30 protein-coding genes are annotated in these 23,419 nt (G+C 53.9%); 16 read left to right on the forward strand and 14 right to left on the reverse strand.

Features of this window, described 5'->3' with window-relative positions:
• Positions 1-89: 89 nt before the first annotated feature.
• The 3 genes from sdaA to pabB all read right to left on the reverse strand — a co-directional run bounded on the left by sdaA (position 90) and on the right by pabB (position 3,560).
• A complete protein-coding gene (gene sdaA, locus RT197_RS01725; RefSeq protein ID WP_312946662.1) occupies positions 90-1,454 on the reverse strand; it encodes an L-serine ammonia-lyase in 1,365 nt (454 codons plus the stop codon).
• Between the two features lie 162 nt (positions 1,455-1,616).
• Positions 1,617-2,195, reverse strand: coding sequence for a CoA pyrophosphatase (locus tag RT197_RS01730; RefSeq protein WP_312946663.1), 579 nt, complete (start codon positions 2,193-2,195; stop codon positions 1,617-1,619).
• A 3-nt stretch (positions 2,196-2,198) separates the two neighbouring features.
• Entirely contained in the window at positions 2,199-3,560 is a 1,362-nt protein-coding gene (gene pabB, locus RT197_RS01735; RefSeq protein WP_312946665.1) for an aminodeoxychorismate synthase component 1, read from the reverse strand.
• Positions 3,561-3,635: 75 nt separating this feature from the next.
• Here pabB and RT197_RS01740 point away from each other — a divergent pair, with 75 nt between their 5' ends.
• On the forward strand, positions 3,636-3,818 hold the full coding sequence (locus RT197_RS01740) for a YoaH family protein (RefSeq protein WP_312946666.1): 183 nt from the start codon (positions 3,636-3,638) through the stop codon (positions 3,816-3,818).
• Positions 3,819-4,153: 335 nt separating this feature from the next.
• On the opposite strand, the gene RT197_RS01745 is transcribed toward RT197_RS01740, so the two are convergent.
• Positions 4,154-4,498: a RidA family protein gene (locus RT197_RS01745; protein WP_312946668.1), complete on the reverse strand. Its 345-nt coding sequence runs from the start codon at positions 4,496-4,498 to the stop codon at positions 4,154-4,156.
• 129 nt (positions 4,499-4,627) lie between these two features.
• Here RT197_RS01745 and RT197_RS01750 point away from each other — a divergent pair, with 129 nt between their 5' ends.
• The 5 genes from RT197_RS01750 (at position 4,628) to rnd (ending at position 11,009) form a co-directional block, all read left to right on the forward strand.
• Positions 4,628-6,538 carry an ATP-dependent DNA helicase gene (locus RT197_RS01750; protein ID WP_312946670.1) on the forward strand — a complete coding sequence of 637 codons (1,911 nt, stop codon included), beginning with the start codon at positions 4,628-4,630 and terminating at the stop codon, positions 6,536-6,538.
• Positions 6,539-6,602: 64 nt separating this feature from the next.
• Positions 6,603-7,298: a tRNA (adenosine(37)-N6)-threonylcarbamoyltransferase complex dimerization subunit type 1 TsaB gene (tsaB, locus tag RT197_RS01755; protein WP_312946672.1), complete on the forward strand. Its 696-nt coding sequence runs from the start codon at positions 6,603-6,605 to the stop codon at positions 7,296-7,298.
• A 37-nt stretch (positions 7,299-7,335) separates the two neighbouring features.
• Positions 7,336-7,911, forward strand: coding sequence for a Slp family lipoprotein (locus RT197_RS01760; RefSeq protein WP_312946675.1), 576 nt, complete (start codon positions 7,336-7,338; stop codon positions 7,909-7,911).
• Between the two features lie 205 nt (positions 7,912-8,116).
• Positions 8,117-9,802 carry a long-chain-fatty-acid--CoA ligase FadD gene (gene fadD / locus RT197_RS01765; protein ID WP_312946676.1) on the forward strand — a complete coding sequence of 562 codons (1,686 nt, stop codon included), beginning with the start codon at positions 8,117-8,119 and terminating at the stop codon, positions 9,800-9,802.
• Between the two features lie 70 nt (positions 9,803-9,872).
• Positions 9,873-11,009: a ribonuclease D gene (rnd, locus tag RT197_RS01770; protein WP_312946677.1), complete on the forward strand. Its 1,137-nt coding sequence runs from the start codon at positions 9,873-9,875 to the stop codon at positions 11,007-11,009.
• A 43-nt stretch (positions 11,010-11,052) separates the two neighbouring features.
• On the opposite strand, the gene minE is transcribed toward rnd, so the two are convergent.
• From minE to minC, 3 genes are read right to left on the reverse strand one after another with little or no spacing between them, the layout of a single operon-like run.
• Positions 11,053-11,319, reverse strand: coding sequence for a cell division topological specificity factor MinE (gene minE, locus RT197_RS01775; RefSeq protein ID WP_049840897.1), 267 nt, complete (start codon positions 11,317-11,319; stop codon positions 11,053-11,055).
• 3 nt (positions 11,320-11,322) lie between these two features.
• A complete protein-coding gene (gene minD, locus RT197_RS01780) occupies positions 11,323-12,135 on the reverse strand; it encodes a septum site-determining protein MinD (protein WP_312946680.1) in 813 nt (270 codons plus the stop codon).
• 22 nt (positions 12,136-12,157) lie between these two features.
• Positions 12,158-12,856 (reverse strand): septum site-determining protein MinC, encoded by a 699-nt coding sequence (gene minC, locus RT197_RS01785; protein ID WP_312946682.1) that lies wholly within the window; start codon positions 12,854-12,856, stop codon positions 12,158-12,160.
• Positions 12,857-12,981: 125 nt separating this feature from the next.
• On the opposite strand from minC, the gene RT197_RS01790 reads away from it, so the two are divergent.
• The 3 genes from RT197_RS01790 to RT197_RS01800 all read left to right on the forward strand — a co-directional run bounded on the left by RT197_RS01790 (position 12,982) and on the right by RT197_RS01800 (position 14,494).
• Complete coding sequence (locus RT197_RS01790) at positions 12,982-13,257, forward strand: YcgL domain-containing protein (RefSeq protein WP_312946684.1); 276 nt, start codon at positions 12,982-12,984, stop codon at positions 13,255-13,257.
• Between the two features lie 36 nt (positions 13,258-13,293).
• Positions 13,294-13,953 (forward strand): fumarylacetoacetate hydrolase family protein, encoded by a 660-nt coding sequence (locus RT197_RS01795; protein ID WP_312946686.1) that lies wholly within the window; start codon positions 13,294-13,296, stop codon positions 13,951-13,953.
• Positions 13,954-14,047: 94 nt separating this feature from the next.
• Positions 14,048-14,494 (forward strand): YcgN family cysteine cluster protein, encoded by a 447-nt coding sequence (locus RT197_RS01800; protein WP_312946687.1) that lies wholly within the window; start codon positions 14,048-14,050, stop codon positions 14,492-14,494.
• Positions 14,495-14,593: 99 nt separating this feature from the next.
• On the opposite strand, the gene RT197_RS01805 is transcribed toward RT197_RS01800, so the two are convergent.
• Positions 14,594-15,088 carry a GNAT family N-acetyltransferase gene (locus RT197_RS01805; protein ID WP_312946688.1) on the reverse strand — a complete coding sequence of 165 codons (495 nt, stop codon included), beginning with the start codon at positions 15,086-15,088 and terminating at the stop codon, positions 14,594-14,596.
• A gap of 112 nt (positions 15,089-15,200) precedes the next feature.
• Here RT197_RS01805 and RT197_RS01810 point away from each other — a divergent pair, with 112 nt between their 5' ends.
• On the forward strand, positions 15,201-15,791 hold the full coding sequence (locus RT197_RS01810; protein WP_312946689.1) for a DJ-1/PfpI family protein: 591 nt from the start codon (positions 15,201-15,203) through the stop codon (positions 15,789-15,791).
• A gap of 7 nt (positions 15,792-15,798) precedes the next feature.
• Here RT197_RS01810 and RT197_RS01815 read toward each other — a convergent pair whose 3' ends face one another.
• From RT197_RS01815 to RT197_RS01825, 3 genes are read right to left on the reverse strand one after another with little or no spacing between them, the layout of a single operon-like run.
• Positions 15,799-16,329, reverse strand: coding sequence for a GNAT family N-acetyltransferase (locus RT197_RS01815; protein WP_312946691.1), 531 nt, complete (start codon positions 16,327-16,329; stop codon positions 15,799-15,801).
• Between the two features lie 12 nt (positions 16,330-16,341).
• Positions 16,342-16,440: a YoaK family small membrane protein gene (locus RT197_RS01820; protein ID WP_312946695.1), complete on the reverse strand. Its 99-nt coding sequence runs from the start codon at positions 16,438-16,440 to the stop codon at positions 16,342-16,344.
• Positions 16,441-16,465: 25 nt separating this feature from the next.
• Positions 16,466-16,621, reverse strand: a complete 156-nt coding sequence (locus RT197_RS01825) for a hypothetical protein (protein ID WP_312946697.1) — start codon at positions 16,619-16,621, stop codon at positions 16,466-16,468.
• A 562-nt stretch (positions 16,622-17,183) separates the two neighbouring features.
• On the opposite strand from RT197_RS01825, the gene RT197_RS01830 reads away from it, so the two are divergent.
• Both RT197_RS01830 and RT197_RS01835 read left to right on the forward strand, forming a co-directional pair.
• A complete protein-coding gene (locus RT197_RS01830; RefSeq protein WP_312946699.1) occupies positions 17,184-17,519 on the forward strand; it encodes a hypothetical protein in 336 nt (111 codons plus the stop codon).
• 142 nt (positions 17,520-17,661) lie between these two features.
• Positions 17,662-17,802, forward strand: a complete 141-nt coding sequence (locus RT197_RS01835) for a hypothetical protein (protein ID WP_312946701.1) — start codon at positions 17,662-17,664, stop codon at positions 17,800-17,802.
• Positions 17,803-18,502: 700 nt separating this feature from the next.
• On the opposite strand, the gene RT197_RS01840 is transcribed toward RT197_RS01835, so the two are convergent.
• Complete coding sequence (locus RT197_RS01840; RefSeq protein WP_312946703.1) at positions 18,503-19,012, reverse strand: ferritin-like domain-containing protein; 510 nt, start codon at positions 19,010-19,012, stop codon at positions 18,503-18,505.
• Between the two features lie 208 nt (positions 19,013-19,220).
• Positions 19,221-19,400 (reverse strand): KGG domain-containing protein, encoded by a 180-nt coding sequence (locus tag RT197_RS01845; protein WP_312946704.1) that lies wholly within the window; start codon positions 19,398-19,400, stop codon positions 19,221-19,223.
• A 442-nt stretch (positions 19,401-19,842) separates the two neighbouring features.
• Between RT197_RS01845 and RT197_RS01850 the strand changes: the two genes are divergently transcribed.
• The 3 genes from RT197_RS01850 to umuC all read left to right on the forward strand — a co-directional run bounded on the left by RT197_RS01850 (position 19,843) and on the right by umuC (position 21,841).
• The gene (locus RT197_RS01850; RefSeq protein WP_312946705.1) at positions 19,843-20,028 is read left to right on the forward strand and encodes a hypothetical protein; all 186 of its coding nucleotides are present in this window, start codon (positions 19,843-19,845) and stop codon (positions 20,026-20,028) included.
• A 125-nt stretch (positions 20,029-20,153) separates the two neighbouring features.
• The gene (locus tag RT197_RS01855) at positions 20,154-20,573 is read left to right on the forward strand and encodes a translesion error-prone DNA polymerase V autoproteolytic subunit (RefSeq protein ID WP_312946706.1); all 420 of its coding nucleotides are present in this window, start codon (positions 20,154-20,156) and stop codon (positions 20,571-20,573) included.
• A gap of 2 nt (positions 20,574-20,575) precedes the next feature.
• A complete protein-coding gene (gene umuC / locus RT197_RS01860) occupies positions 20,576-21,841 on the forward strand; it encodes a translesion error-prone DNA polymerase V subunit UmuC (RefSeq protein ID WP_312947559.1) in 1,266 nt (421 codons plus the stop codon).
• Between the two features lie 40 nt (positions 21,842-21,881).
• Here umuC and dsbB read toward each other — a convergent pair whose 3' ends face one another.
• Positions 21,882-22,412 (reverse strand): disulfide bond formation protein DsbB, encoded by a 531-nt coding sequence (gene dsbB / locus RT197_RS01865; RefSeq protein ID WP_312946709.1) that lies wholly within the window; start codon positions 22,410-22,412, stop codon positions 21,882-21,884.
• Positions 22,413-22,696: 284 nt separating this feature from the next.
• On the opposite strand from dsbB, the gene fadR reads away from it, so the two are divergent.
• Positions 22,697-23,416, forward strand: a complete 720-nt coding sequence (gene fadR, locus RT197_RS01870; RefSeq protein WP_312946711.1) for a fatty acid metabolism transcriptional regulator FadR — start codon at positions 22,697-22,699, stop codon at positions 23,414-23,416.
• Positions 23,417-23,419: the final 3 nt, after the last annotated feature.

Raw genomic sequence — 23,419 nt, forward strand, 5'->3', positions numbered from 1 at the left:
AACGGTACAATAAAATTGTAGTGCGGAAAGGAGGAGGCGACGAGAATATAGCGGGAATTGCCCACCGGTTAAGGTGGGCAGAAGAGAAATTAGTCACACTGAACTTTAATTGCCAGGCCCCCGCGCGAGGTTTCGCGGTATTTGGCGTTCATGTCTTTACCCGTTTCATACATCGTCTCAATGACTTTATCCAGCGACACGCGCGGCTCGCTGGTGCGGCGCATCGCCATGCGCGCCGAGTTAATCGCTTTGACCGAGGCGATAGCGTTACGCTCAATGCACGGCACCTGCACCTGACCGGCAACCGGATCGCAGGTTAAGCCGAGATTGTGCTCCATGCCAATTTCTGCGGCTACGCACACCTGCTCCGGGCTGGCACCCAGCAGTTCCGCAAGACCCGCTGCGGCCATTGAGCAGGCGACACCCACTTCTCCCTGACAGCCCACTTCGGCACCGGAAATAGAGGCGTTCATTTTATACAGCGCACCAATTGCGCCCGCCGCGAGGAAATAGCGAATATAAATATCCGGGCTGACCGATTCAATAAAGTGATCGTAGTAGGCCAGTACCGCCGGAACAATTCCGCACGCGCCGTTGGTTGGCGCGGTGACGACGCGGCCGCCTGCGGCGTTCTCTTCATTGACCGCCAGCGCAAACATATTCACCCAGTCGATGACGATCATCGGATCGTTGGACAGTTTGTCGCTGGACACCAGCATCCGGCGCAGGGCAGGCGCGCGACGCGGCACGCGCAGCGGACCCGGCAGCACGCCTTCAGTATTCAGACCGCGATCGATACAGGCGCGCATGGTCTGCCAGACGTCGGCAAAATATTCTTCAATTTCTTTTTTGCTGTGCAGCGCCAGTTCGTTCTGCATCACCATGCCGGACAGCGACAGGCCGGTTTCTTTGCAGTAGCCCAGCATCTCTTTGGCGGATTTAAACGGATACGGCACGCTAACGTCGCCGCTGGCGTCGTTGCCAAAATGCTCTTCATCGACGATAAAACCGCCGCCGATGGAGTAATACGTTTTGCTGTAGATTTCTTTATCGCCGTTCCACGCGTGGATCACCATGCCGTTTTCGTGCAGCGGCAGGTTTTCACTGTGAAAACGCATCCCGTCGCCGTGCGGGAAATCCACTTCATGGCTGCCCTGGGCCAGCAGCAGGCGACCGCGCGTTTCAACATCGCGGATAAACGCCGGGATACCGTCAATATCTACCGTGGCAGGCAGATTACCCGCCAGACCCATAATAATGGCGATATCGGTATGGTGTCCTTTGCCGGTTAACGACAGCGAGCCGTAGACGTCAACCGCCACGCGGGTGACGCTTGTCAGCAGATCTTTCTCCACCAGATCATCGACGAACTGTTTCCCGGCCTTCATTGGCCCTACGGTGTGGGAAGAGGAGGGACCAATCCCCACTTTAAACATGTCGAATAGACTAATCACGGTATGTACTCCAGACAGGGTTACTGAACGTCAGTAACGATGTAAAAATTGCGCTTAGTGTAAGAGGGAACGCGGCATTCAGCGCGATTATTCACATGAATTAAACTAATGTATAACCGCTGTTTTACTAATGATGGCGAAACCCTGCTGCGCTAACTGTAGTCAGGATTTAAATCCCACTTGTAGCGCCAGCTCACGAATAATGCCTGCGGTCATCCCCCAGACAAAATAATGCTGATACCAGGAAAGCCAGACCCGGTGAGAATTCCCGCGTCGGTGTATATCCAGCGGATGATAGCGTCCCAGCCGCAGCGCCTCCGCCAGCGGCATTTCAAACACGGCGGCCACTTCGTCTTCACTGGCGTGATAGGGTAAATCTGGCGGAATAATGCCGACCACCGGCGTCACCTGGAAACCGGTTACGCTGTCGACGGGCGGCAGGACGCCGATGACGTCTACCCGCTCCGGGGGAATGGCGACCTCTTCCTGCGCTTCCCGCAGCGCGGCGGCAATCAGCGAGGCATCGCTGGCATCTACCGCGCCGCCGGGGAAAGCGACCTGCCCGGCGTGCTTGCGCAGGTGCGATGAACGTTTGGTGAGCAGCAGCCCCGGCTGCGTACGCCGGACGATGGGGATCAGCACAGCCGCCTGACGGGTGTTCAGTCCGGTGTGATTCGCCTGCGGGCGTAAAAGCTGAAAGCGCGAAAGAAAATCATCAAGGGTGAGATTGTGGGCATCCAACGATCAGCTCTCCAGTTGCTGCAAGATACGATTAACTTTATCAAACGTTTCCTGATATTCCGCCTGTTCCTCGCTATCAGCAACAATCCCGCCGCCCGCTGAACAATAAAGCTGGCCGTCGTGCGCGGTTAGCGTGCGAATGGTGATGCTGGTGTCCATATTTCCGCACAGGCTGAGATAGCCGATGCTGCCGCACCAGGCATTACGGCGCTGTGGCTCCAGTTCGTCGATAATCTCCATCGCCCGCACTTTGGGCGCGCCGGTAATCGAACCGCCGGGAAACGCGGCGCGCAGCAGGTCGCTGGCGTGCAGCGCCTCCGGCAGGCGAGCGGTAATGGTGCTGACCAGATGATGCACCGCCGGGAACGGCTCTACCACAAACAATTCCGGCACTTTTACGGAACCGGGCACGGCAACGCGGCCGATATCATTACGCATTAAATCGACAATCATTAAATTCTCGGCGCGATCTTTGGCGGAATGCGCGAGCTTCGTCGCCTGCTGTGCGTCAAGATGCGGATCGTCCAGGCGCGGCAGGGTGCCTTTAATGGGGCGGGTCTGGATCTCTGTGTGGCGCAGCTGAATAAACCGCTCCGGTGACAGACTGATCACCGCGCTGCGATTAAGGCGCAAAAACGCGCTAAACGGCGCTTTATTGGCGGCGTTTAGCTGGCAGAACGCGCTCCACTCATCGCCGCTGTAGCGCGCCTGAAAACGCTGCGCCAGATTGACCTGGTAGCAGTCGCCGCTGTGCAGATATTCCTGTACCTGGCGGAACTTCTCGCCGTACTCTGCGCGGCTCATATTGGACTGCCAGGCAGACGTCAGGCGGAAGGAGCGTGCCTCAGCCGCCTGCTGCCCGTTCAGCCAGGTCAGCCGCTGATGGGCGTCGGCGTGGCTTACCAGTACGACCCGCTGGCGACGATGATCGACAATCAGCGCCCAGTCATAAAGACCGACCGCCATGTCCGGCAGGTCAATATCCGCGCTGGCGCGGGCGGGGAGTTTTTCAAAGCGTCGCCCTAAATCATAGCCAAACAGCCCCAGCGCACCGCCCTGAAACGGCAGATCGTCATTCGCCGTCGTCGGCAGATCCAGCGCCCGTAACGCATCATGCACCAGTTGCAGCGGATCGGCTGCGGACTGATGCTGCCCGTCGGCGTTTATTATCGTGGTCAGGGTGCCGCGCGTGGTCAGGGTGGTGCGCGGATCGGCGACCAGAATATCAAACCGGCTGTGCGGATGATCGGCATAGCCGGAGTGCAGCAGCATTGCCCACGGCAAGTGGCTGAGGGGACGGAAGTAATGTTCGGCAGCGTCCTGACGCCATGGTAAACTTAGAACGGTGGGAGATTGCGTGTTCATCGATCCTGACTCGTTGCTGGCTAAGCGCCAGGCAGCATGAAATAATTAGCGCCAATAATGTAGCAGGAGTGTGTCATGTTTGCAGGTTTACCTTCGCTCAGCCATGAGCAGCAGCAGAAAGCTGTCGAGCGTATCCAGGACCTGATGTCGCAGGGCATGAGTAGCGGTGAGGCAATTACCAAAGTGGCGAATGAACTGCGCGCCAGCCACACCGGCGAACGTATCGTCGCCCTTTTTGAGGATGACGAAGACGAATAACTAGCCGGGGGGCTTATGACAGTCATTATGCCAGCCAGCGTTGTCCATATTCTTCAGGCCGCCGTGCAGTCTGGCGCAATGGTGCCTTCGTGCCATTACCCGCAGCCGGAACAGTGAGCCGACTGGCAAAGTGGCTTTCGCTATCACGGCGTGACGGGCGAAGATCTTACCGCCAGCCGGGATGGTACGTCATTGCGCTTAATGGTTTTGACGATCCCTTTTTTATCGATCTTTGATGATAAAGACCGGGCAACGGGCTTCGTTGCTCGCCTGGATGACGTTAGCGATAAATACTCCGCTGTCATAGCCGTTACCGCGCTATAACAGCGAAGGATTTACACCGCGGCGATAATTTTGATCTCAATTTTATACTGCGGCTTCATCAGCGTTGCCTGCACCGTGCAACGTACCGGGGCGTGGCCCGCCACTACCCACGCATCCCACGCCTTATTCATGGCGGCGAAATCAGCTGCATCGGCCAAAAAAAGCGTTGCATCAAGAATTTTGCTTTTGTCACTGCCCTGTTTTGCCAGCACCGCGTCAATCTGCGCCAGCGTATTGGCGGTTTGCTCGAAAGCATCAGCATCCAGATTTTCCGGCACGCCGGTGTAGTAGAGAGTGTGATTGTGGATCACCACATCAGACCAGCGGGCTTCGGCATCAATTCGGGTAATGGTCATTGTTTTTCCTTTCAAAACGTCCAGATATCTCCCCTAAGACTGCCATATTGTCGCGGCTGCGTCATCTCTTCGACTGGCTAAACCCCACGCACCCTGACATAATCACTGGCGATTTAACCAGGGGGTAGCGTGACGGACGATTTTGCAACAGACGGCCAGTTAGCCAAAGCCATACCGGGCTTTAAACCGCGTGAGCCGCAGCGTCAGATGGCGGTGGCGGTCGCCGAGGCGATTGAAAAAACGCAGCCGCTGGTGGTGGAGGCGGGCACCGGAACGGGTAAAACCTATGCGTACCTCGCGCCTGCGCTGCGAGCCAATAAAAAGGTGATTATCTCTACCGGCTCGAAAGCGTTGCAGGATCAGCTCTACAGCCGCGATCTCCCCACCGTCTCGAAGGCGCTGGGCTTCAGCGGCAAGCTGGCGCTGCTGAAAGGGCGCTCAAACTACCTCTGCCTTGAACGGCTGGAGCAGCAGGCGCTGGCGGGCGGAGACTTGCCGGTCCAGACGCTAAGCGACGTGATCCTGCTGCGCTCGTGGGCCAATAACACCATTGATGGTGATATCAGCACCTGCGCCAGCGTAGCCGAAGACTCGCAGGCCTGGCCGCTGGTCACCAGCACTAACGATAACTGTCTGGGCAGCGACTGCCCGCTGTATAAAGACTGCTTCGTGGTGAAAGCGCGTAAAAAAGCGATGGATGCCGACGTGGTTGTGGTGAACCATCACCTCTTTCTTGCCGATATGGTGGTGAAAGACAGCGGCTTCGGTGAACTGATCCCCGAAGCCGACGTGATGATTTTCGATGAAGCGCATCAGCTTCCTGATATTGCCAGCCAGTATTTTGGTCAGTCGCTCTCCAGCCGTCAGCTTCTGGACCTGGCGAAAGATATCAGCATTGCTTACCGGACCGAGGTTAAAGACACCCAGCAACTGCAAAAATGTGCCGACCGGTTGGCGCAAAGTGCGCAGGATTTTCGTCTGCAACTTGGCGAGCCGGGTTATCGTGGCAACCTGCGCGAGCTGCTGGCGGATGCCAGTATTCAGCGCGCGCTGCTGCTGCTTGATGATGCGCTGGAGCTTTGCTATGACGTCGCCAAACTGTCGCTTGGCCGCTCTGCGCTGCTGGATGCGGCGTTTGAACGTGCCACCCTGTACCGCGCCCGCCTCAAGCGGCTTAAAGAATTTAACCAGCCCGGCTACAGCTACTGGTATGAATGCAACTCCCGCCATTTTACCCTCGCCCTGACGCCATTGACGGTGGCGGATAAATTCAAAGAGGTCATGGCGCAGAAGCCGGGAAGCTGGATTTTTACCTCGGCAACCCTGTCAGTGAACGACGATCTCCGCCACTTCACCACCCGGCTTGGCATTGATGAAGCGCATTCGCTGCTGCTTCCCAGCCCGTTCGACTATGCGAATCAGGCGCTGCTTTGCGTTCCGCGCAATCTGCCGTTGGCTAATCAGCCCGGCGCGGCGCGTCAGCTGGCGGCGATGCTCAAACCGATGATTGAAGCGAATAACGGCCGCTGTTTTATGCTCTGCACCTCACACGCCATGATGCGCGATCTGGCGGAACAGTTTCGCGCCACTATGACGTTGCCGGTGCTGCTTCAGGGCGAAACCAGTAAAGGCCAGCTGCTTCAGCAGTTCGTCAGTGCGGGCAACGCGCTGCTGGTGGCGACCAGCAGTTTCTGGGAAGGTGTTGACGTGCGCGGCGACACCCTGTCGCTGGTGATTATTGATAAACTGCCGTTCACCTCCCCGGACGATCCGCTGCTGAAGGCGCGGATGGAAGACTGCCGTCTGCGCGGCGGCGATCCCTTCGATGAAGTCCAGCTACCGGATGCGGTGATCACCCTGAAGCAGGGCGTCGGACGCCTGATCCGCGATGTTGACGATCGCGGCGTGCTGGTGATCTGCGATAACCGGCTGGTCATGCGTCCCTACGGCGCGGTTTTTCTCGCCAGTTTGCCGCCGACGCCGCGTACCCGTGATATCGCGCGGGCGGTCCGTTTTCTTGCCGTCCCGCCCGCGCGGTAATTTATGACTGACTATGATAAAATACGCCTAATTTATTGATCTTGAGTGTAAGAGCGCGATCCCCATGCGAATTCTGGCTATTGATACCGCAACCGAGGCCTGTTCCGTTGCCCTGTTGAATGACGGTAAAACCGGTGCCCATTTTGAACTGTGCCCACGTGAACACACCCAGCGGATTTTACCGCTTGTCCAGCAGCAGCTTAGCGAAGGCGGCGTCAGGCTCGCCGATCTGGACGCGCTGGCGTTTGGGCGCGGGCCGGGCAGTTTTACCGGCGTGCGTATTGGCATCGGTATTGCGCAGGGGCTGGCGCTGGGTGCCAGCCTGCCGATGATTGGCGTCTCGACGCTGATGACGATGGCGCAGGGCGCCTGGCGTAAAACCGGGGCCACGCGCGTGCTGGCTGCCATTGATGCCCGAATGGGCGAAGTGTACTGGGCGGAATATCAGCGTGATGCAGACGGCGTGTGGCACGGCGAAGAAACGGAAGCGGTGCTTAAGCCTGACGCGGTTACCGCGCGGCTGCAACAGCTGACCGGAAGCTGGGCCACCGTCGGCACCGGCTGGGGAGCCTGGCCGGATATGGCGCAGGGCACTGCGGTGACGCTCACCGACGGCGACGTTCAGCTTCCCGCTGCCGAAGATATGCTGCCGCTCGCCAGCCAGCTTCTCGCCCGTCAGCAGACCGTTCCGCCGGAAGAGGCTGAACCCATTTATTTACGTAACGAAGTGGCCTGGAAGAAACTTCCTGGCCGGGAATGAATCTTACTAAGTAAGATTCAGTTGAAGAGGTTGCATCATGGCGGTTCAAAAACAGATTGTACGCTGGATAATCGCAGGGGCGATGGCGGGGGCATTAAGCGGGTGCGTTACCGTCCCGGATGCCATTAAAGGCTCCAGCCCCACTCCGCAGCAGGATCTGGTGCGGGTGATGAATGCGCCACAGCTGTATGTGGGTCAGGAGGCACGCTTCGGTGGGAAAGTCGTGGGCATTGAGAATCAGCAGGGCAAAACCCGACTGGAAATTGCCACCGTCCCGCTGGATGACGGCGCGCGACCGGTGCTCGGCGAGCCTTCACGCGGGCGTATTTATGCCAACGTCAACGGCTTCCTCGATCCGGTTGATTTCCGCAACCAGCTGGTCACCGTCGTCGGGCCGATTACCGGCACGGTGGAAGGTAAAGTCGGTAATACCGGCTACACCTATCTGGTCATGCAGGTGAACGGCTATAAGCGCTGGCGGGTCACGCAGCAGGTGATGTTACCGCCGCAACCTATCGATCCGTGGTTCTGGGGACCGCATCCCTGGGCCTATGGTTATGGCGGCTGGTACAATCCCGGACCCGCACAGGTTCAGAGCGTGGTAGTCGAGTAATCCATTGTATTATAAGCAAAAGAAACAGCGGCCGGTCCGCTGTTTTTGCGTTAAGTTCGTGGATAATAAAAATAAATAGTGACGCGCTTCGCAACCTGAATTCTGGCTGATTAATAAACTGGTACGCTGAGTTAATATAATGTTAACGCAATGTTTATTGTCAGGGGTTGAGATGACGCAAAATTCTGGTTTTAGAGGTGATGCATTGAAAAAGGTTTGGCTAAACCGCTATCCCGCTGATGTCCCGGCGGAGATCAACCCCGACCGTTATCACTCCCTGATCGAACTGTTTGAACATTCTGTCAGACGCTACGCCGATCAGCCTGCTTTCGTCAATATGGGGGAGGTGATGACCTTCCGCAAGCTCGAAGAGCGCAGCCGGGCCTTCGCCGCCTGGCTACAGCAGGGCTTAGGCATGAAAAAGGGCGACCGCGTTGCGCTGATGATGCCCAACCTGCTGCAATATCCGGTGGCGCTGTTCGGCATTCTTCGCGCCGGAATGACGGTTGTTAACGTTAACCCTCTGTATACCCCTCGTGAACTTGAGCATCAGCTTAATGACAGCGGGGCGACGGCGATTGTCATCGTCTCTAACTTTGCCCACACCCTGGAAAAAGTGGTTAAAAAAACCCAGGTGCAGCACGTTATTCTGACCCGCATGGGGGATCAACTTTCTCCCACCAAAGGCACACTGGTTAACTTTGTGGTCAAGTACGTCAAACGGCTGGTGCCGAAGTATCACCTGCCGGATGCGATATCCTTTCGCAGCGCGCTGCATAACGGCTACCGGATGCAGTACGTGAAGCCGGAGCTGGTCCCGGAAGATCTGGCCTTCCTGCAATACACCGGCGGCACGACCGGCGTGGCGAAAGGCGCAATGCTGACCCACCGCAATATGCTGGCGAATCTGGAGCAGGTCAACGCCACCTACGGGCCGCTGCTGCATCGCGGTACTGAGCTGGTGATCACCGCGCTGCCGCTGTATCACATTTTTGCGCTGACCATGAACTGCCTGCTGTTTATTGAGCTTGGCGGGCAAAACGTCCTCATCACCAACCCGCGCGATATTCCCGGTCTGGTGAAAGAGCTGGCGAAATACCCGTTCACCGCCATGACCGGCGTCAACACGCTGTTCAATGCGCTACTGAATAACAAAGACTTCCAGCAGCTTGATTTCTCGACGCTGCACCTTTCGGCGGGCGGCGGAATGCCGGTTCAGCAGGCGGTGGCAGATCGCTGGGTCAAGCTGACCGGGCAGTATCTGCTGGAAGGCTACGGCCTGACGGAGTGCTCGCCGCTGGTGAGCGTTAACCCGCATGATATTGACTATCACAGCGGCAGCATTGGCCTGCCGGTACCGTCTACCGAAGTGAAGCTGGTGGACGATGACGACAACGAGGTTGCGCCTGGCGCACCGGGCGAGCTGTGCATTAAAGGCCCGCAGGTGATGCTGGGCTACTGGCAGCGCCCGGATGCCACCGATGAAATCATTAAAGACGGCTGGCTGCATACCGGCGATATCGCGGTGATGGATGAAGAAGGCTTCCTGCGGATTGTCGATCGCAAAAAAGATATGATCCTCGTCTCCGGCTTTAACGTCTATCCGAACGAAATCGAAGATGTGGTGATGCAGCACCCCGGCGTGCTGGAAGTGGCGGCGGTAGGGGTGCCTTCCGGCAGCAGCGGCGAAGCGGTGAAGATTTTTGTGGTCAAGAAAGAGGCCTCGCTGAGCGAAGATTCGTTAATCGCCTTTTGCCGCCGTCAACTGACTGGCTACAAGGTGCCGAAACAGGTAGAGTTCCGTGACGAACTGCCGAAATCGAACGTCGGTAAAATTTTGCGACGAGAACTGCGTGACGAAGCGCGTGCTAAAGTGGACAATAAAGCCTGAGCCATTGAGTAAGTCGCCAGACGCCGGTTAACCCGGCGTTTTTTATGGGCGCAAGTAAAGAGAAAATGATTTGAATTACCAGATGATCACCACCAACGAGGCGCTGTCTGCCCTGTGCGAAGAAGCGCGCAGTGCCACGGCTATTGCGCTGGACACCGAGTTTGTCCGCACCCGTACCTATTATCCGCAACTGGGTTTACTTCAGCTGTTTGACGGTCAACGCGTGGCGCTCATCGATCCGCTGGGCATCACCGACTGGTCGCCGATGCAGGAACTGCTGCTAAATCGTGACGTCACCAAATATCTCCACGCCGGTAGCGAAGATCTCGAGGTCTTTCAGCATGAATTCGGCGTGATGCCGCAGCCGTTTATCGATACCCAGATCCTCGCCGCATTCTGCGGTCGGCCGATGTCCTGGGGGTTTGCTTCTATGGTTGAGGAGTTCACCGGGCTGAAGCTCGACAAGAGCGAATCCCGCACCGACTGGCTGGCGCGTCCGCTTACCGAGCGCCAGTGTGACTATGCCGCGGCCGACGTCTGGTATCTGCTGCCGATTGCCCATAAGCTGCTGGCTGAAACCGACCAGGCAGGCTGGCTTTCAGCCGCGCTGGACGAATGCGAGCTGATGAAAAATCGCCGTCAGGAGATCCTCAACCCTGACGAGGCGTGGCGTGAAATTACCAACGCCTGGCAGCTGCGTACCCGCCAACTGGCCTGTCTGCAACTGCTGGCTGCCTGGCGGTTGCGCAAAGCGCGCGATCGCGATATGGCGGTTAACTTTGTCGTGCGCGAAGAGAATCTGTGGGCGGTGGCGCGTTATCTGCCGGGGAGTCTGGGCGAGCTGGACAGCATCGGTCTTTCCGGTAGCGAAATTCGCTTCCACGGCAAAACGCTGTTAAGCCTGGTTGAGAAAGCGCAGGCGCTGGCGGAAGATCAACTGCCTGAACCGCTACTGAACCTGATGGATATGCCTGGCTATCGTAAAATCTTTAAAGAGATCAAAGCGGTGGTGCAGGAGATCAGCGCGGTTAAAAATCTCAGCGCAGAGCTGCTGGCGTCACGCAGGCAGATCAATCAGCTGCTTAACTGGCACTGGGATCTGAAAACCTCCACCATGATGCCCGAACTGATTTCCGGCTGGCGTGGCGCGTTGATGAGCGAACCGCTGAAGGCGCTGCTGGCGAACTACCCGCGCAGCGAGAGCTAAGAAGGGACTACCGGGCGGAGCAACGCCGCCCGGCAGGATGCGGCTACTTTGACTCTTCCGCTTCAGGCAGAGTGACGTTCAGTTCCAGAATGGAGATATCATCCCCTTTCTGTTCCAGTTGCACGGTGACCATTTCAGGGTCGATCTGCACATAACGGCAAATCACTTCCAGAATATCGCGTTTAAGCTGCGGCAGGTAATGTGGCTCGGCGTCGCTACGACGACGTTCCGCAACAATAATCTGTAATCGCTCTTTAGCGATGTTAGCCGTATTCTTTTTCCGTGACAGAAAAAAGTCGAGTAATGCCATAACTTATCCTCCGAACAGGCGCTTGAGGAAACCTTTCTTCTCTTCTTCGACGAAGCGGAAAGAGCGTTCTTCTCCCAACAGGCGGTCTACCGTATCAGCGTATGCTTTGCCCGCATCTGAAATGGTGTCCAGAATGACAGGCTCCCCCTGGTTGGAAGCGCGCAGGACGGACTGGTCTTCCGGGATCACGCCAACCAGCTTGATGCGCAGGATCTCCAGTACGTCTTCCATGCTTAACATATCACCTCTGTTAACGCGCCCTGGGTTATAACGGGTCAGCAGCAGATGTTCTTTGATCGGTTCATCACCATTTTCTGCCCGGCGAGATTTAGAGGCGAGAATACCGAGAATGCGATCGGAGTCGCGCACCGATGACACTTCCGGGTTAGTGGTAATGATCGCTTCATCAGCGAAGTAGAGCGCCATCAGAGCACCGGTTTCGATCCCTGCCGGAGAGTCGCAGACGATGAAATCAAACTCCATCGCTTTCAGCTCTTCGAGCACTTTTTCCACGCCTTCGCGGGTCAACGCGTCTTTATCACGGGTTTGCGACGCCGGGAGAATATAGAGGTTTTCCGTGCGCTTATCTTTGATCATGGCCTGATTCAGCGTCGCGTCACCCTGAATCACGTTAACGAAGTCGTACACCACACGGCGTTCGCAGCCCATGATTAAATCAAGGTTACGTAAGCCGATATCGAAATCGATAACGATGGTTTTTTTACCCTTCTGGGCCAAACCTGTAGCGATGGCCGCGCTGGAGGTGGTCTTGCCCACGCCCCCTTTACCCGATGTAACTACAATAATGCGTGCCATAAAAATTCCTTGTTAAAAGGGATTAATTTAAGGGTTCGATCGACAAAGCATCATTCGCCAGACGTAAACGCGCGGCTTTGCCATAAAATTCGGCCGGGATTTGATCGCTCAGCCAGTACTCACCCGCGATGGATATCAATTCCGCCGTCAGGTGCGTACAAAATATTTGTGCTTCTTTATCACCGCTGGCACCTGCGAGGACGCGGCCTCTCATCATGCCATAAACGTGGATATTTCCATCGGCAATTAATTCTGCGCCTGCGCTGACGTGACTGGTTACAATCAAATCACATTGCGGTGCGTAGACGCGCTGGCCAGAACGCACCGGAACGTCAATTAATCGCGTTTTTGTGATGGGCGTCACCGCCGCTGGTGGTGCCTGCTCTTCAACAGGGGCAGGGCGAACGACTTTTTCTTTACCTTCAGTTAGTAAAGGAAAGCCTGCTCTGTCAATTTCTGCTTTCAGGGCAGGGTCCTTACAACCGCTCACGCCGATAATTCGCAGGCCCGTTGCAGCGATGGCTTTCTGAATGGATAACCAGTCGACGGGTGCCGTAAGCGTACTCACATTCACCACAACGGGGGCATGACGTAAAAACGCCGGTGCCTGAGCGATTTTGTCTTCTAACGCCTGACGAATAACTTCCGGCTTTGCCTCATGCAAATGAACCACTGATAAGGTGAAACTACTTCCTTTAAGTTCGATTGGCGTGTTTGACATCCTGGCCTTACTCAATTTGCTTTTTACCATCCCCGAGATGGGATGATATTCCGAAGACTCTCTGGCATGTTATAGTCACTATTATATTGAGGCAAGTCACCTTCCCGTTAATTCAGAGCAAAAGTATGTTTTGTGTGATCTACAGAAGTACCCGACGCGAGCAAACCTATCTTTATGTCGAAAAAAGGGACGATTTTTCGCGCGTCCCGGCCGAGCTGATGGCAGGGTTTGGCAAGCCGCAGCTGGCTATGCTCCTGCCGCTCGACGGCCGCAAGCAACTGGTGAGCGCGGATCTGGAGAAAGTGAAACAGGCGTTAACTGAGCAGGGCTATTATTTGCAGCTTCCGCCGCCACCTGAGAATCTACTTAAGCAGCATCTGGCGGAATCCGACAAAAAATAACCTCCATCGAATATTTGATTAACTACAGGGGAAAGCATGTATCAGCATCATAACTGGCAGGGCGCTCTGCTGGACTACCCGGTTAGCAAAGTCGTCTGCGTAGGCAGTAATTACGCGAAACACATTAAAGAGATGGGCAGTGCAACGCCGGAAGAACCGGTTCTGTTCATCAAGCCGGAAACGGCGCTGTGTGATATTCACCAGCCGCTGGCGCTGCTGGCAGGACATGGTTCGGTGCATCATGAGGTTGAGCTGGCGGTACTGATCGGCGCGACGCTGCGCCAGGCGTCAGAAGAACACGTCGCCCAGGCGATTGCCGGTTACGGCGTAGCGCTCGACCTTACCCTGCGCGACGTACAGGGCAAAATGAAAAAAGCAGGGCAGCCGTGGGAAAAAGCGAAAGGTTTCGATAACTCCTGCCCGATTTCCGGTTTTATCCCGGTAAGCGAATTCAGCGGCGATCCGCAGGCGACCTCGCTGGGGCTGAAAGTGAACGGCCAGGTGCGTCAGCAGGGCAACACGGCGGATATGATCCACAAAATCGTGCCGCTTATCGCCTATATGACGCGCTTCTTCACCCTGAAAGCGGGCGACATCATTCTGACCGGCACCCCGGACGGCGTTGGCCCGCTGCAAAGCGGCGATGAGCTGGAAGTGAATTTCGACGGCAAAACGCTGACCACCCGCGTACTGTAACTCTCGCTTGCCGCCTTATCCTGGCGGCAAAACTTGCATCCGGGTGCCAGAGTGGTTATAAGGTGCCCCCTGGATCTCAATCGTGGACGTCTTTATGAGCAATTTACCCTTCTGGCAGTGCAAAACCCTCGACGAAATGACCGACGCAGAGTGGGAATCGCTCTGTGACGGCTGTGGTCAGTGCTGCCTGCATAAGCTGATGGACGAAGACACCGATGAGATTTACTTCACTAACGTTGCCTGCCGCCAGCTGAATATCAAAACCTGCCAGTGCCGCAACTACGAGCGCCGTTTTGAGTACGAGCCGGATTGCATCAAGCTGACCCGCGAAAACCTGCCCACCTTTGAATGGTTGCCGCACACCTGCGCTTACCGGCTGCTGGCGGAAGGAAAAGATCTTCCGCGCTGGCACCCTCTGTTAACCGGTTCGAAAGCGGCGATGCACGGCGAGCGCATTTCTGTACGGCATATCGCGGTGCGCGAATCCGACGTTCTCGATTGGCAGGACCACATCCTTAATAAGCCGGACTGGGCGCAGTGACGGGTTGAAAAGACAGAATGACCTCTCATTCTTATATATCTGAATCCGCGTCCCGTTTTTTTCACTGGGGCGCTTTTGGCTATTCTTCAGGGGGCTGGCTTACAGCAGCTTATTCATATTAATTCCGGTGACGCTAAAGCCATTCGCGGAATAAAGATGCCTGGCGTGCTCATTACCTTGCGCCACTCTGAGTTTCATCTGGGTAAAACCTTCCTGGGAGAGTTTATTCTCCAGCGCTTTCATTGCGGCACCGCCAAACCCTTTATTTCTGGAAGCTTCAAACAGATAAAAATCATTAATATAGACAGACTTCAGCACCGTGTCTGCTTTATACCAGATATACCCGACATGATGTTCGGTGTCGTCCTGCTGAAACATAATACAGAGTACGATCTGATCCGGCGTTCTTTCCGCGTCGGGAAAACTTTGTTCCACATCCCGGATGGCCTGCGCCCGCGCGTCCGGTTCAGAAAGACGGTAGTTGGTGACGATCTCAGCGGTATAATCTTCGATAAAATACGTCACAAAAGGCGCGAATTCATTTTTTTCGATCGGCCTTAATGTTATTCCCTGCGCCACACGTAATTTATTCATACTTCCCTCATACATTAATGGTATTTTTCCAGCGTCGCCGGGCAGAATATCATTACCGCACCGGTGTGCAACTGCCAAAAAGTGTATTGCGCCTTAACAGAAGGAAAAACGTATGACCCTGGCTATTGTTTCTGTACTGCTGTTTGATGATTTTGAAACGCTGGATGCAATGGGACCCGTCGAGGTTTTTGGCTGCTTACCGCAATGCCAGCTGCGTTTTTTATCGCGCCACGGTGGAGAGGTGAGAAGTTCACAGGGCGTGATGGTTCAAACCGACATAGCGGATGCCGCGCATTATGAGGCGTTACTGATCCCCGGCGGGCAGGGGACACGTCCCTTGTCCGGGGATGTCGACTGGCTGAGGTGGTTACAGCACCTTGTGGAACGCTCCACGCTCTGTATGAGCGTCTGTACCGGCTCCGCACTTCTGGCCCGCACGCCCTTGCTGGATGGCCTCAAAGCCACCAGCAACAAGCGCGCATTCGATTGGGTGACGTCGCTGAATGACCGTGTCATCTGGCAGCACCGGGCGCGCTGGGTGCAGGACGGCAAGTTTTATACCTCGTCCGGCATCAGCGCGGGGATCGATATGGCTCTACAGGTGGTGGCGGATTTGCGGGGACGCGAGCAGGCGCTGGATATCGCCGGAAGGATGGAATACCTGTGGAATGAAGAGGCGGGTAACGATCCATTTGCGCGTTGATAAAGCGTTAGCGCTTATTCCACTGCTGTTGCGTCAGTCGGTACACCAGGCTCGGTTCTGCGTCGGCGATGTCATTAACCGTGCCGGTTTTGATCAGGCCTGATTTTTCCAGCACCCGCCGGGAGGCGTAGTGCAGGGGCCTGACAACGGCGGTGATCTCCTGCAGGCCGCAGGTGGTAAAGGCGTGCCGTAAGGCAAAATCGCAAAATTCGCTGGCTACCCCTTTACCCCAGGCTTCCGGTGCCAGCCGATAGCCGAGGTTTAGCACCGGTATGCCCTCCAGCTCCCGCGGCGAGATCCCGGCAAAGCCGATAATACGTGCGGGCGCATCGCGCCAGGCAATCGACCAGTGCCCGTAGCCATACTGCTGATATTCCTCAATCCATGCGTGCAGTTTCTGCTGCGCAAACGCCAGACTCGGCCAGGGACCGGCAGGATTAAATGTATGAGTTTGCGGGTCGCCATAGATGCGATAAAGATCGTCAGCATCCTCAGGCGTTAAGGCGCTTAGCCGCAGGCGGGCGGTGGTTAACGTCATAAAAACAATCCGTCAGGAGCCTGGCGTGGCGTAGCCGCCTACCACAAACCAGGTTAAAAACGCCACGGCGACGACAAACACCATCACCGGGAAAAGGATGCCAATTCTCATAAAGCCTCTGTGCCAGTGTGTAAGATTACTGCGCCATAGCGATAACGGCGTTGACCATTGATGATGCCAGAAATACGCCACCGAGAATAAACCATACCGGCTTACGCAGCGTAGCGGCCAACGTCAGAAAAACCACTGAAACGACCAGAAATGGGATCGCAATAATCGCAAACGTGGACATTATCTTCTCCAGGTAAAATCAAAGCGCTATAACCAGGCTTATCTTTAATATCAGATTAATCTATAAAGATAATGTTTTAGCATAGAGACGCGCCGTTCGGCAAGCTACCTTTAATTGCCTGAAATCGCCTGCGCGCTTGTGCAGGCAGCATTTTAGCGCATTCTCTCCGGCTTTTGTTTTCCCTTCAAATGAAACAATGCGCCGCTTTGTTTTACTGGCTTAGTTAAAGGCGAGCACATTATGCTTAAAAAAGGTATTGGACGTTTACCTGAAAATCAATTTACAATGCCAAAGTTATATGCGGCTTACTAAAAGCGTGCTAAATAACGTATTGAAAAGTTAGATATTTCTTAAAAATGCGTCTCTGTAGTGAGTTATTTTAAACGGGTAATACTACTAACCCGTTGTTCTGGAAACTGTATTTAATTTTTAACAGCTATTGTCGTGCTCTTGCAATGAAATACATTTATTTGCCTTTCGTGCGCTTCTAAAAAAAGCGCCGCAAAAAAAATGTAGTATTGAGTTCCCTTTTAAAAGCAACTCATAACATCGGGAGAGAATTATGACAGAGAAACACATTGACGATACTCGGTGCCCTTCATGTAATGAGCTGATTGCCGCCGACGCCGAGGCTTGTGAACATTGCCATGCGCATAAAATAAATAACTATGTTTCACGAGAGGCGCGTTTAAAAATAAGATTGCTGGCCTCCATCGTAGCGGCGGTGCTGCTGCTTGTTTTTTTACTGTCAGCGGCGTTTACGGACCATACGTGGCTTCTTGGCGTGGTGGGTCTGCTGTTATCGCTGGCGGTCTGGCTTAGCATTTATAAAGCGCTGACGGAGCGCGAGAAGAAGAAAAATGTCACCGTCTGGAAAAGGCGCACGCTGACCTGGTAAGTAAGGCGCTCAATGAGCGCCTTACTTTTTTGGGTCGCCGCGGGATGCGCCGCTTAATCCTCTGGAACAGTGAAACATTGCCTTGTTAAAACGTATCTTTTCTTCCAGGCTTAACGGACTGAACGCGAAAAGAGGAAATAAGATGACAGAGCGCAACACGCAAGACCCACGTAAGAAAGAAGACGATCGTCCGGTTACTGGCAGTCCGAAAGAGCATGGTGAAGTTCCGCGCACGCGCGATAGCAGCCAGGACCACAAACAAGATCCCTACAAAAATAAGTAATCTTCTTCCCCTTCAGGTACCGCCACCGGGTACCTGAAGTTAATTCAGCGCTATCTTTATTGTAATGAATATAATGATATCGTCGTATCCCTGATAATTACGTCTGGCGATACCTTCAGCGAATTGATGCTTATTCAGGCAAAAAAATTAATTATATTGGTTATTGATTTTTGGATTGCCCTCTAAGCACGCAGTGCTAAAAATAACAGTAATGAAATCTATATTATTTCGCCCACTGGCCCCGTCGCCATGGATTGGTAGTTAGTTGGAATATTCCGCGGGGTCAGTCCAACCCATTTCGTTAAATAGTTCTGCTGATTTCAGATTTTACATTTAGCCTGTTATCCCGACAACACTCACTACCTCTAAGAAATAATTATATTCTTTTCATCTATTGCAATGCTAACTATCCTTCCAGGCACCAGAGGCAAGCGATCCAGAGTTGATTGATATTTATACAATTGATCGGTTATGGCGATCAATATTATTGTTTTGATTGATAATATATTTTATATGCGTAAGATTTGTCCTGACTCTGCTCTTTTTGCCAACACCAGGCAGCAGGGTTGGTTTAGCGGGTATGAGGCCACACACCCGGTGGCTCCTGTGATGTGGTTTTCTGTCAGGCTCACTAAATCTCATAAATAAAGGTCACGCATCTGCGTGACCTTTTCTCTTTGTCCGGGGTGAACCCAGGGGATTACTTCTTAGCTTCAACGCCCGGTGTTTCGGAACGTAGCAAAAACTGTTGCGTGACGTCCGGTAGGTGATCGAGCGCCCATTTCGCCATCGCTTCTTCTTCCGCGAGAATGGTTTTAAATACCGCCACGCCTTCGCTGTCGCCCACTTTTTCAGCGGCGGCAATCAGCGAGGTATAGCAGGCAATTTCAAACTGCTCGAACACATAGCTGCTGATAGCGCCCTTTACGATTTCATCAGAGGTAAAGACACCGCCAACCGACTGACCAAAGGCGGTCATTTTACTCATCGAATCTTTAACGACTGAACGCGAGATATTATTACGCTCAATGACGCCTTCCAGCAGAGTAATTTGATGTTTTGTTTCGGCAAGGTGTTGTTCAATGCGCGCACGCAGGTCTGGATAATTATCGATTCTGCCGGACATCGACTCCAGCATAGATTCAGCCTGTTTTTCCATAGCGTGGGCGTCACGTAGCCAGTCATGATAATTCTCTTGATGAGTAGCCATGAGTATTCTCCGAGTAAATTTAATTTACCGTACAGACAGTGCAAATATAATTGGGTGTATATCACATGCTTAACACAACAAGCAAAATTGCCGAAGAAAGTGGATAAGTGGGGGATGTGGCGAGCCAGTGATGGCTCGCCAATAAAGCCATAGTCATTATGTACTTTTTAATCGTAATTACGGTTAATTAATGATCGGCATCACCGGATTATTTTTTACCCCCGCTGCTCTGTCCGCCTTTTTTACCTGCTTCAGAGGCTTTCTGCGGATCGTCTTTAAAGTTACCGCCGCTACCGCCGCCGCTGCTTTGTCCGCCTTTACGACCAGCGTCGGAGGCCTTATCACGATCTTGTGCAAAATTACCGGAACCACCACGATGTTCAGCCATAATATATCTCCACTGTACGTTATGTTACACACATAATCGATACTGATGACGCATATCGACTGCTTTCAGTATTTAAATTTAGTCCAAAAAACACTCGCGTCAAACTTTAATAAAAATTAAATTACCGCTTCGTTTGTTTCACTATTACCGTTTCGCTGAGCGAAAATTACAATTAATAACTCTATGAAAAGGTTTGATGTTTTTTGAATTCTGGTGGTTTCTTTCAGGGAGAATAATATTTTTAGCCGATGAAACCCTGTGTGTTGCTTACTTTTGCTTACAGCTTGATTTTTTTATCCCTCGTTAAGTGCAGATGCTCCTGAAGGTAATTTATGTGATCGACTTCCTTAATAAAGGTTAAAAAGAGGACTTTTCTCTTAATAAATCATAAGATTTGCCTATGCTTTGAACAGAGCAGTTTAAATTCAACAGGATAGATAAGATGAACTGGATTTTTTATCTCGGCAGGTGGTATCAGGTCACCCAGGTTTATGAAGGCCGTGAGTATCGTCTGACTATTCCTGGCGAACGAACTTTTTTGATCATGTCGCGGGCGGGCCTCGAAAAAGCGCTACGCAGCTACTATGGCTTGCGCCAGAAGCACCACGGGCAAGCGCCGCCGGTTTAAAAGGGTTGTACCGATCCTGGCTGCTGGTTTTTCAGTGCAGCAAATTAATAGTTATTCTCTGACTTGATCTCAACGGCAACTCAAATTACTGTTTATATATACAGTAATAATTTGAGGTGTTAATTTTGATGTTTATTCAACCAGCGGAACTCCGTCCGGTAGTCTTGCTGCCTCTGTTTAGTGACCTTGTACAGTGCGGTTTTCCGTCACCGGCACAGGACTACGTGGAGCAGCGCATCGACCTCAATGAACTGATGATCCATCATCCCAGCGCCACGTATTTTGTGCGGGCTTCCGGCGATTCGATGATTGAAGGCGGCATTAGCGACGGCGATCTGCTGATTGTTGACAGCTCAAGAACGGCGGAGCATGGCGATATTGTCATCGCCTCGGTTGCAGGGGAATTTACCGTCAAGCAGCTCCAGCTTCGCCCTTCAATCCGCTTAAATCCCCTGAACAAAGCGTATTCGCCGATCCTGATTGGCAGCGATGAAGGGCTGGAAATCTTCGGTGTCGTCACTTACATCGTGAAAGCGGCGTGCTGACGATGTTTGCGCTGGTTGATGTTAATTCCTTTTATGCCAGCTGTGAAACCGTATTCCGTCCCGATCTGAAAGGCTGGCCGATCGTCGTTTTGTCGAATAACGACGGCTGCGTGATTGCCCGCAGTCAGGAGGCGAAAGCGCTGGGCATTACCATGGGCGAACCGTATTTCAAGCAGAGAGCGCTCTTCCAGCAGCACGGCGTGGCGGTGTTCAGCAGCAACTATGAACTGTACGCCGATATGAGCCACCGGGTGATGTCGATTCTTGAAGAGCTGACGCCCGGCATCGAAATTTACAGCATTGACGAAGCCTTTTGTGATTTGACCGGCGTGGCTAACTGCCGCAACCTGGAAGAATTTGGCCGCGACGTGCGCGCTATTTTGCTCCAGCGCACTCACCTGAACGTCGGTGTTGGTATTGCTCCCACCAAAACGCTGGCGAAGCTGGCGAATCACGCAGCTAAAAAATGGCCGCAGACAAAAGGCGTGGTCGATCTGTCTAACGTTGATCGCCAGCGCAGGCTGATGGCGCAGTTACCGGTTGATGATGTCTGGGGGGTAGGCAGGCGGATCGCCAAAAAGCTTGACGTCATGGGGATTAAAAACGTCCTGCAACTGGCAGACTGTGATATCCGTTTTATCCGCAAGCATTTCAGCGTGATCCTGGAAAGAACGGTACGCGAACTCCGGGGCGAGTCCTGCCTGCAAATGGATGAATTTATCCCGGATAAACAGGAGATCATGTGCTCGCGCTCCTTTGGCGAGCGCCTGAGCGACTATCCCTCAATGCGCGAAGCGGTATGCAGCTATGCCTCGCGCGCGGCAGAAAGAATGCGCGGGCAGCATCAATACTGCCGTTTTATTTCGGTATTCATCAAAACCTCTCCTTTTGACCCTTATCCCGCCCGCTATGAAAATAGCGCGTCGATACGCATTCACATCCCCACTCAGGACACGCGCGACGTCACTGAGGGCGCGATAAAGTGTCTGGACGCTATCTGGCGCGACGGGCATCGCTACCAAAAAGCGGGCGTGATGCTCAGCGATTTCTTCAGTCAGGGCGTGGTACAACTCAACCTGTTTGACAGTAACGTGCCGCGCGCCAATAGCGCGGCGCTGATGAGCGTGCTGGACGCGCTGAATGCAAAACGGGGACAGGGGACGCTCTATTTTGCCGGGCAGGGCATTGAGCAACAGTGGCAGATGAAGCGGGAAATGCTTTCGCCGCGCTACACGACGCGCTTTTCCGATTTACTGGTGGTGCGCTAAGAAAAAGCCCGGCATTGAGCCGGGCCTGGAAGCGGCGGGATTAGCGACCGAACAGATCGCGTTTTTTCGGTCTGAAGGGCTGAGCAATCACCACCAGCACAGCCACGACAAGATAAGCCGCGAAAATACCGAGCAGCCACTGCGGCATTTCCAGCGTCAGGAACGACCACTGACGTTCGGCACAGTCGCCGGAAGCGACGAAAACCTGAGGGAGCCATTTATCCAGCGGCAGCCAGCCGGGGAAGCGCGCGGCAAAATCACAGGTCATAAAGGGCGAAGGATGAAGCTGGATCATGGTATGTTCCCACGCCAGCTGTAAACCGCGCCATGCGCTGTACAGCCAGATCACCAGCGCAACGTAGCGCAGCGGCGTTTTTGGCGCGATCGCCCCCACCAGCCCCGCGCCCATCACGCCAAACAGCGCACAGCGTTCGTAAATACACAGCACGCAGGGCTTTAGCAACATAACGTGCTGGAACCACAGCGCCACCATTTCCAGCGCAAGGGCTGTCAGCGCCATCAGTAACCACGCCCCGCGACCCCGCGAGCACTGGTTTAAAAATCGCAACATAATCTTTTCCCTGGAACTTGCTAAGAGAGCGCAGTGTAAACGAAATCATTTCAGACGCCACTAGCCTGCAAGAAAATATTCATTAAACGCGTGTTTATCATGCGGAAAGTCAAACCTGACGATAAAGCCGCCAGCGGCACTCAGAAACCGTCGTCGGATGCTTATACATAAATGATAAAAATGAAACGGCGATCCCTTTTTAATTGATTCTCCGTGCTATCTGACCGGGAAGCGCTCTGGTATGATGAGTCAACGTTGCAACGCTGAGTAATGGAAATATCACTATGGTAATTAAGGCGCAAAGCCCGGCGGGTTTCGCTGAAGAGTACATTATTGAAAGCATCTGGAACAGCCGCTTTCCTCCTGGCTCTATTCTTCCTGCTGAACGCGAACTCTCGGAACTTATCGGCGTCACGCGCACAACTTTACGTGAGGTTTTGCAACGTCTGGCGCGTGATGGCTGGCTGACCATCCAACACGGCAAACCGACGAAGGTGAATAACTTCTGGGAAACGTCCGGGTTGAATATCCTTGAAACGCTGGCGCGTCTCGATCACGAAAGCGTTCCGCAACTGATCGACAACCTGCTTTCCGTGCGTACTAATATCTCGACGATTTTTATTCGTACCGCCTTCCGTCAGCACCCTGAACGGGCGCTGGAGGTGCTGAACAGCACCCGCGAGGTGGAAGATCACGCTGATGCCTTTGCCGAGCTGGACTATAACATTTTTCGCGGGCTGGCCTTTGCGTCGGGCAATCCGATTTACGGGCTGATCCTCAACGGCATGAAAGGGCTGTACACCCGCATCGGTCGTCACTATTTTGCCAATCCCGAAGCGCGCAGCCTGGCGCTGGGGTTCTACCACCGGCTGGTGGAGATTTGTGAGAAAAGCCTGCACGATCAGGTTTACGACACGGTGCGTCGCTACGGTCGCGAAAGTGGTGAGATCTGGCACCGGATGCAAAAGACGCTGCCGGGCGATCTGGCGATTCAGGGGCGGTAAACG

The sequence above is a fragment of the Superficieibacter sp. genome (assembly GCF_032071645.1).
Taxonomy (GTDB): Bacteria; Pseudomonadota; Gammaproteobacteria; order Enterobacterales; family Enterobacteriaceae; genus Superficieibacter.

Coding starts and splice junctions, on each gene's coding strand:
- pabB (WP_312946665.1), bottom strand. CDS start 3,560: ATGAACACGCAATCTCCCACCGTTCTAAGTTTACCATGGCGTCAGGAC.
- RT197_RS01740 (WP_312946666.1), top strand. CDS start 3,636: ATGTTTGCAGGTTTACCTTCGCTCAGCCATGAGCAGCAGCAGAAAGCT.
- RT197_RS01745 (WP_312946668.1), bottom strand. CDS start 4,498: ATGACCATTACCCGAATTGATGCCGAAGCCCGCTGGTCTGATGTGGTG.
- tsaB (WP_312946672.1), top strand. CDS start 6,603: ATGCGAATTCTGGCTATTGATACCGCAACCGAGGCCTGTTCCGTTGCC.
- RT197_RS01760 (WP_312946675.1), top strand. CDS start 7,336: ATGGCGGTTCAAAAACAGATTGTACGCTGGATAATCGCAGGGGCGATG.
- minE (WP_049840897.1), bottom strand. CDS start 11,319: ATGGCATTACTCGACTTTTTTCTGTCACGGAAAAAGAATACGGCTAAC.
- minD (WP_312946680.1), bottom strand. CDS start 12,135: ATGGCACGCATTATTGTAGTTACATCGGGTAAAGGGGGCGTGGGCAAG.
- minC (WP_312946682.1), bottom strand. CDS start 12,856: ATGTCAAACACGCCAATCGAACTTAAAGGAAGTAGTTTCACCTTATCA.
- RT197_RS01790 (WP_312946684.1), top strand. CDS start 12,982: ATGTTTTGTGTGATCTACAGAAGTACCCGACGCGAGCAAACCTATCTT.
- RT197_RS01795 (WP_312946686.1), top strand. CDS start 13,294: ATGTATCAGCATCATAACTGGCAGGGCGCTCTGCTGGACTACCCGGTT.
- RT197_RS01800 (WP_312946687.1), top strand. CDS start 14,048: ATGAGCAATTTACCCTTCTGGCAGTGCAAAACCCTCGACGAAATGACC.
- RT197_RS01805 (WP_312946688.1), bottom strand. CDS start 15,088: ATGAATAAATTACGTGTGGCGCAGGGAATAACATTAAGGCCGATCGAA.
- RT197_RS01810 (WP_312946689.1), top strand. CDS start 15,201: ATGACCCTGGCTATTGTTTCTGTACTGCTGTTTGATGATTTTGAAACG.
- RT197_RS01815 (WP_312946691.1), bottom strand. CDS start 16,329: ATGACGTTAACCACCGCCCGCCTGCGGCTAAGCGCCTTAACGCCTGAG.
- RT197_RS01820 (WP_312946695.1), bottom strand. CDS start 16,440: ATGAGAATTGGCATCCTTTTCCCGGTGATGGTGTTTGTCGTCGCCGTG.
- RT197_RS01825 (WP_312946697.1), bottom strand. CDS start 16,621: ATGTCCACGTTTGCGATTATTGCGATCCCATTTCTGGTCGTTTCAGTG.
- RT197_RS01830 (WP_312946699.1), top strand. CDS start 17,184: ATGACAGAGAAACACATTGACGATACTCGGTGCCCTTCATGTAATGAG.
- RT197_RS01835 (WP_312946701.1), top strand. CDS start 17,662: ATGACAGAGCGCAACACGCAAGACCCACGTAAGAAAGAAGACGATCGT.
- RT197_RS01840 (WP_312946703.1), bottom strand. CDS start 19,012: ATGGCTACTCATCAAGAGAATTATCATGACTGGCTACGTGACGCCCAC.
- RT197_RS01845 (WP_312946704.1), bottom strand. CDS start 19,400: ATGGCTGAACATCGTGGTGGTTCCGGTAATTTTGCACAAGATCGTGAT.
- RT197_RS01850 (WP_312946705.1), top strand. CDS start 19,843: ATGAACTGGATTTTTTATCTCGGCAGGTGGTATCAGGTCACCCAGGTT.
- umuC (WP_312947559.1), top strand. CDS start 20,576: ATGTTTGCGCTGGTTGATGTTAATTCCTTTTATGCCAGCTGTGAAACC.
- dsbB (WP_312946709.1), bottom strand. CDS start 22,412: ATGTTGCGATTTTTAAACCAGTGCTCGCGGGGTCGCGGGGCGTGGTTA.
- fadR (WP_312946711.1), top strand. CDS start 22,697: ATGGTAATTAAGGCGCAAAGCCCGGCGGGTTTCGCTGAAGAGTACATT.